Source organism: Paenibacillus agaridevorans (assembly GCF_003112455.1).
GTDB classification, from domain to species: domain Bacteria; phylum Bacillota; class Bacilli; order Paenibacillales; family Paenibacillaceae; genus Pristimantibacillus; species Pristimantibacillus agaridevorans.
In genome coordinates, this window is sequence record NZ_BDQX01000281.1 from 59242 (window position 1) to 65902 (window position 6661).

7 protein-coding genes and 1 pseudogene are annotated in these 6661 nt (G+C 53.9%); 7 read left to right on the top strand and 1 reads right to left on the bottom strand.

Features of this window, described 5'->3' with window-relative positions:
* Window positions 1-367, top strand: a pseudogene (locus tag PAT3040_RS37335) (methyl-accepting chemotaxis protein); the annotation flags it as partial.
* A gap of 95 nt (window positions 368-462) precedes the next feature.
* On the opposite strand, the gene PAT3040_RS22485 reads toward PAT3040_RS37335, so the two are convergent.
* Complete coding sequence (locus PAT3040_RS22485) at window positions 463-1224, bottom strand: class I SAM-dependent methyltransferase (RefSeq protein WP_108994466.1); 762 nt, start codon at window positions 1222-1224, stop codon at window positions 463-465.
* A 513-nt stretch (window positions 1225-1737) separates the two neighbouring features.
* Here PAT3040_RS22485 and PAT3040_RS22490 point away from each other — a divergent pair.
* The 6 genes from PAT3040_RS22490 to PAT3040_RS38935 form a co-directional block, all read left to right on the top strand.
* Window positions 1738-3120, top strand: a complete 1383-nt coding sequence (locus PAT3040_RS22490) for an ABC transporter substrate-binding protein (RefSeq protein ID WP_108994467.1) — start codon at window positions 1738-1740, stop codon at window positions 3118-3120.
* A gap of 44 nt (window positions 3121-3164) precedes the next feature.
* Window positions 3165-4811, top strand: coding sequence for an FAD-dependent oxidoreductase (locus PAT3040_RS22495; protein ID WP_108994468.1), 1647 nt, complete (start codon window positions 3165-3167; stop codon window positions 4809-4811).
* Window positions 4808-5188: a 4Fe-4S dicluster domain-containing protein gene (locus PAT3040_RS22500; RefSeq protein WP_087566057.1), complete on the top strand. Its 381-nt coding sequence runs from the start codon at window positions 4808-4810 to the stop codon at window positions 5186-5188. The genes PAT3040_RS22495 and PAT3040_RS22500 overlap by 4 nt, the downstream gene beginning before the upstream one ends.
* 48 nt (window positions 5189-5236) lie before the next feature.
* Window positions 5237-5884: a nitroreductase family protein gene (locus PAT3040_RS22505; RefSeq protein ID WP_108994469.1), complete on the top strand. Its 648-nt coding sequence runs from the start codon at window positions 5237-5239 to the stop codon at window positions 5882-5884.
* A gap of 26 nt (window positions 5885-5910) precedes the next feature.
* On the top strand, window positions 5911-6093 hold the full coding sequence (locus PAT3040_RS22510; RefSeq protein WP_108994470.1) for a YezD family protein: 183 nt from the start codon (window positions 5911-5913) through the stop codon (window positions 6091-6093).
* A partial coding sequence (locus tag PAT3040_RS38935) for an FAD-dependent oxidoreductase (RefSeq protein ID WP_258235107.1) occupies window positions 6090-6661 on the top strand: 572 nt, incomplete at its 3' end. The genes PAT3040_RS22510 and PAT3040_RS38935, both read left to right, overlap by 4 nt.

Consider the following 6661-nt stretch of genomic DNA (forward strand, 5'->3'; position numbering starts at 1 on the left):
AGGCATTAATGATGTGTATGGCCATGTAGAACGCGGGCAGGAAGCGGTGGTGCGGGGCGATGCGGCGGCGAGAGGCGCGCTTGATACGTTCGGCACCATTAACGATAACGCCAGGTTAGCCAAGGAGCAGGCGCTTCAGGTAGGCGACAGCACGAGCGGCCTGCATCTTCGTTACGGTTCTCTGGCGGAGGAACTCGACAGCATCGCAGCCACGACGCAGCAGAACATGGCGTCCGTTCAAGAGGTGCAGGCGAGCATGGAAACGCAGCATACCAAGATTAACGAGATGGTCGACGAATACGCCAAGCTGGATTCGCTCGTATCCGAGCTGGAACGCGTATCGGGCGGCGGCAAAAAGACGGCATAAGAACGATATAAGAACGGCAAGTAACAGCAAATAGGAATCCCGCTGCGGCGCGCGCAGCGGGATTTTTTTGTCGTTTAGGGGATTTGCTATATGCTTTAATACTTTCGCACGGCTTCAAAAGTAATGATTTGACCCGCACTAGATGGCTGCTTTTGGTAAACGTAATCAGCAGAACATGTAATATCAGTGAAACCGATACTTTCTAAAATTAGTTTAAATTCTTCAATTCCATACCAACGCAATGCAAAACGTTGCAACTCGCTTTGAATCAACTTTCCTTGGCGCCATTTCTCATATTTAATATAGGATACAGTAAATTGATTTAACCAATTCATTTCAATCGATTTGCTTTCCATCGTAATACCATCGCCATTAGGCAGAGAAAATGTTGAGGTAGAAATACTTCCTGTTTTCCAAGCATGAGGAAATTGAAGATCGACGATTAAACGTCCCCCTGGAACAAGATGTTTATAAAAGGATTTTAATGCCTCTAGAGAGTCTTCCCGCTTTTCGATCAAACAAAAGGAACCAGTAGGAATAATAATGGCCTCGTAATTAATAGGCAATGAAAATTCCTGTAATTTACCTTCATATAAATTAGGGGTCAATCCTCTTTCTTCACAACGTTTTCGACAAGAATCCAACATTTCAGGAGAATAATCGATTCCATCAACTGTATATCCAGCCTCAAGAAGCGGTATTATAAAACGCCCTGAGCCAACTCCAGCTTCGAGAATGCGTCCCTGACAAGTTTTTAATCGTTCTTGGTAATATTCAATATCCCCGTCTAAAGAGTACCCCACAGGTTTTGTGAAATCATAGACTTCGGTACAAAGTGTACTGTAATAACTAAACATATTTTCATATCCTCCATTTTTGGACTCGGAAGATTTCATAGAAAATATTCTGATGTTATCCCTTCCGAACCTCTGAATTGATTGTTAAGTTAACGGAGCTGACTGTCATCATAATCACTCGCTTTCATTATAGAATCTACGCCAATTCTATCAAACCCAAAAATACTTTGCAAAAAGCTTGGACAGCTATGGCAGAGCTAAAGGACCCGGGAGGAGCGAATGTATCATTGGGAATAGCGGGGCGAATCTTCGAGAATCGGCATTTTCATCCGTGCATTTTCACCTGTTGACAGTTTCTTTAGAGGGTGCTAAGATTGGTTTTATATAATTCAAAGTAATTCAATTGGCTTTATAGGTTATATGGATGGCATTGACCATACAAATGGAGATGTATGCTTGCATAGCATTCTGCCCCTCGGTTCGAAGAGGGACGGGAAGCCGTGCGGCGTGCATCTTTTTTTATTTGATATGCTGTGCGGAAGCGCGGCTACGACTGGATGAGGAGGCTGGAGGATGAAGAAACGAAGAGGTTTGGCGCTGCTGCTTGCGATCATGATGGTGATGCTGGCGGCTTGCGGAGGAACGGGCAATACGAGCAATACGCGAAACGCGGCTGAGTCGGCGCCTCCATCCGGGGAGACGACGGGGAACGGCGGGGATGCGAAAGGGCAGGTCGGGGAGCAGACCCGCAAGGAGCCCGTGACGATTACGTTCTGGAACTATGGGAACACGATTACGGATACGGAGTTCAATAAACTGATCGTCGAGCCGACCAAGGTCAAATATCCGCATATTACGTTAGAGAGAATCAAGACGGACGCCGATACGACGCCGGAGGATTTGTTGTCCACGGGACAAGTGCCGGACATTATCTATACAAGCAGCGGCCCCTCGTACTACCGTTTCCTTGATATCGGCATTATTCAGGATCTGGATGAGCTGATCGCGAAACATAATGTCGACACAACCCGCATCAAGCCGGCCATTCTGGAATCGATCAGAAGCTTTACGCAGGAGGGCAAGCTGATCGCCATCCCGCTCTCTTTCAATCTATTGATTACGTACTACAACAAGGAGATATTCGATAAGTTCAATGTACCGTACCCTTCCGACGAACCGCAAACCTGGGAACAATGGCTGGAGCTTGGACGAAAGCTGACGATTCAGGATAACGGAGTACAGTATGTGGGCGTTGATCTTGGCGGACCCAGCAATATCGTGAGAAGTCTGGACGTCGGCAATGTCGATACGGCTACGGGAAAATCGACGCTCGCGAGCGAGGAATGGACCGGGATCTACGAGCTGCTGAAGAAACAGTATGAAATTCCGGGCTTCATCGGATCGAACAACGAGATCGGCTACGACCGCGTTACTTTCATGCAGGACCGCAGACTGGCGATCAGGCCCGCGTTTCTAGCAAACATGGTCGGACCGCTGGAGGAGCTTAAGGCGGAGGGGATCGATCTGGATTGGGACATCGCGCCTGCCCCGCATTTTGGCGACAACAAGGTCGGCGGAAGCATTCATTCCGTCATTTTATCCAATCAGGGCAAACATCTGGACGATGCATTTCTTGTTATCGCCAATATTTTGTCGGACGAGACGCAAAGGCTGGTCGCGCGCAATGGCCGCGTGCCTTCTATCGTCAATCCTGAGCTGGAGAAGGAATTTGGCGCGGATGTTTCCGTCTTGCAGGGCAAAAAAATCGAGAATGTGTTTAAACTGGAGGCCAAACCCAACAATCCGCCGCATCCTTTGGATAATCAACTCGGGGAGGTGCTAAGCCAGGCTGCGGAGGAGATCGCGCTTAACGGCAAGGATGTCAATTCCGCTCTGCGGGGCGCGGAGGAGGAGAGCAATCGGATCATTGAAGCTTGGGAGAAAACAAGGCCATAACGCAGCGACGAACGCTGCGACAACACGAACATGGAGGCGTTGCAATGAGCGGGGAAACGGCTTTGAAGCTGACAACGGATGTGCTAGTGATCGGAGGGGGACCGGCTGGCGCTTGGGCGGCATGGAGCGCGGCATCGCAAGGCGCCAAGGTGGCGCTGGTCGACAAAGGTTATCTCGGATCCAGCGGAGCGACCGCCCCGGGCGGGACCAATCTGCTTTATCTGCCTCCGGATGAAGAACTGCGGGAGCAAGCTGTGCAGCAACGAATGAAGTCCGGCGGATATTTGTCCGAGGCTGCCTGGATTCATAGAGTACTGGATCAGGTGTACATCAATCTGGAGCTGGTCGAGAAGTGGGGATATCCGTTCGTAAGGGATGAAGATGGCGTTCCCCAGCGCAATCACTTGCAGGGACCGGAATATATGGCGCTTATGCGCAAGGCGGTCAAGAAGGCCGGCGTCAAAGTATTGGATCATGCGCCGGCGCTTGAGCTGCTGGTAGACGAACATGGCGTGGGCGGCGCGAGAGGCGTGCTTCGTCAGGATGGGAAAGATTGGGAAGTAAGGGCTAACGCGGTAGTCATCGCCACCGGAGGTTGTGCCTTCCTGAGCAAAGGATTGGGCTGCAACGTGCTGACCGGCGACGGATATTTGATGGGCGCGGAAGTCGGAGCGGAGTTGTCCGGCATGGAATTCTCGCGAAGATACGCGCCGGCGCCGGCCTTTAGTTCCAATACGCGTTCGCGCCTGCTTAGCTGGGCGACGTATTACGATGAATACGGCAATGAACTGCAAGGGCAGCGGGACGGGGATTTCCTGGCGAAGCGGCTCCTCCAGGGGCCGGTATATGCCATCATGAACAAGGCGGATACGCCAGAGAAGCAAGCCATTTTACGCTCGTCGCACGCTATCTTCTTCCTTCCTTACGATAGAGCGGGAATCGATGCATTTACTCAGCCGTTCCCGCTCACGCTTCGTTATGAAGGGACGGTTCGAGGGACGGGAGGCCTCCGCATCGTTACCGACGATTGCGGCACGACCGTCGCGGGCTTGTATGCAGCCGGCGATGCCGCCACGAGAGAGCGAATAACCGGCGCGGCCTCCGGGGGCGGAGCCTTTAACGCTTCTTGGGCGATCTGCTCCGGCACATGGGCTGGAGAGGGTGCGGCCAAGCATGCATTATCTCATCGGGAGACCGCTGCGGGCCGCGAATTGCGAGCCGCAGGGCGATACGGGCTTGGTGCTTCCTCCAATAAAACATCATCGGGAGCCGAGCCTGTCGCAACGAGGGAGTTCGTCAAGGCGATCCAGGATCAAGTGCTGCCGCTGGAAATCAATTATTTCCGCACCGAGACGGGATTGACCGCGGCGCTGCAGAAGCTGGACGGTTTATGGAAACATGTGAACGGGCAGGCGCCCGGCGATGTTCATGAGCGGGTTCATGCGAGGGAAGCGGCGGCAATGGCGGCGACGGCCAGATGGATTTATACGGCGGGATTGGCGCGGAAGGAAACGAGGGGAGGCGGTCTTCATTTGTTGAAGGAATATCCGGAGCTGGACCCTCATCAACATCACAGGCTGCTAGTCTCGGGTCTGGAGCATATTGAAGTAAAAAGAGACCGATCATTCCTGACGGCGGCAAGGCCGGCGTCGTCGAGCGAGCCGTCGGAGAGAAAGGCGGGGATCGGATGATTGAGCTAGTAAGCGCCGAACGATGCATCGGCTGCAACATTTGCGTTAAAGTATGCCCGACGAACGTATTCGACAAGACGGATCATGCGCCTGTCATAAAGCGGCAGGAGGATTGCCAGACCTGCTTTATCTGCGAAGCCTACTGTCCGGTGGACGCCCTGTATGTGTCGCCGTATGCGGACGAGGCGGTTCCCGTGGACGAAGAGGGGCTTGCCGCCGACGGCATACTGGGAAGCTGGCGCGCGACGATTGGCTGGGGACCGGGCAGGACGAAGCTGGCTGCCGTCGACAAGACGCCTTTCATTAATCGAATTTTGCCGGCCAGGCCGATCAGGGCTGCCGGCATCTCCGATGTCGGATCTCCGACTACGGGGTAGAGCCGCTTGTTATTTATCATTCCATATAATCGAGAGGAAGAGAGAAGCATGAGCATATCCGCCAACCAATTGGAAGGTTACGTATCGTTATCCGAACTTGACTATAACGCCGAGGTCGCTGAGGCGCGCCGGCCCGATCATCCGGTACATCCGCTTATTCTTAACCGCTGGTCTCCGCGATCCTACGAGGATCGCTCCGTTAGCGACGAGGTGCTGTTCACGGTGCTTGAAGCGGCCCGCTGGGCGCCTTCTTCCGGCAATGTACAGCCTTGGCGATTTTATGTAGCCCGGACGGCCGAGGAGCATGCCGCATTCGACAAGTTTCTGAAGCCGCGCAACCGGCAGTGGGCTACAAAGGCGCCCGTATTGCTGCTGCTTGCATCCGTCAAGGTCCGGGACAACGGAGATCCGAACGGCGCGCATGCCTTTGACGCCGGCGCGGCATGGGCTACGCTGGCCTTTCAGGCCAGATTGCTAGGATTGTCTACCAGAGCCATCGGAGGTTTTGATCACGATATCGCCAGAGAGACGTTGCAGACGTCTGATGATCTTGCGCTGCATGCGGTAATCGCGCTTGGTTACAAGGGGGAAGCGGGCAGCCTGGACGATGCCTTTCGCGAGCAGGAGAAACCGAACGGAAGGCGTCCCTTGGCCGACAGCATCCTCCCGGTGAAGACGGATGGACTAATCGATTAATTCCAATGCGAGAGGGGAGAGCGTGGATGGGACGTTCAGTAGAAGTGACGGATGAGTGGTTGAAAAAAATATTGGAGCAAGTGCAAGGACTTGCTTACGGCGTGGTGCAAATAACGGTGCATGACGGACAAATCGTCCAGATCGACCGGACGGAGCGAAGCAGATTCGATGTTCCCAAATCGCAGGTCGGCGGAAAGAGAAGGAATTGAGCGGCCACGAAGGAGAGACGTTAAGCGCCGACGTGCTGGTTATCGGCGGCGGTCCTGCAGGCGCATGGGCGGCATGGAGCGCGGCTTCGCACGGCGCCAAAACGATTCTGGCGGACAAGGGATATCTGGGAACGAGCGGTGCGACGGCGCCAGGCGGCACGAACTTCCTGTACGTGGAGCCGGACGAGAGAAAGCGGGAGCAGGCGGTGGAAGAGCGGCTTGCATCGGGCGGTTTTCTCTCCGAGGGGCCATGGATCTATCGATTGATGGAGCAGGCGTATATCAATATACAGCTGGTGGAGAAGTGGGGCTATCGTTTCCCGCTGGACGATAACGGCAACTTATACAAGGCGCATATGCAAGGGCCGGAGTACATGGAGTTAATGCGGAGGGTTGTTAGGAGAGCCGGCGTTCGAATTCTGGATCAACACCCGGCGCTGGAGCTGCTTGCCGACGAGCACGGTGTAGGAGGAGCTCGCGGCGTCAACCGGCTGAACGGCCGCTCCTGGGAAGTGCGGGCAAACGCCGTCATTATCGCGACCGGCGGCTGCGCGTTCCTTAGCAAAGG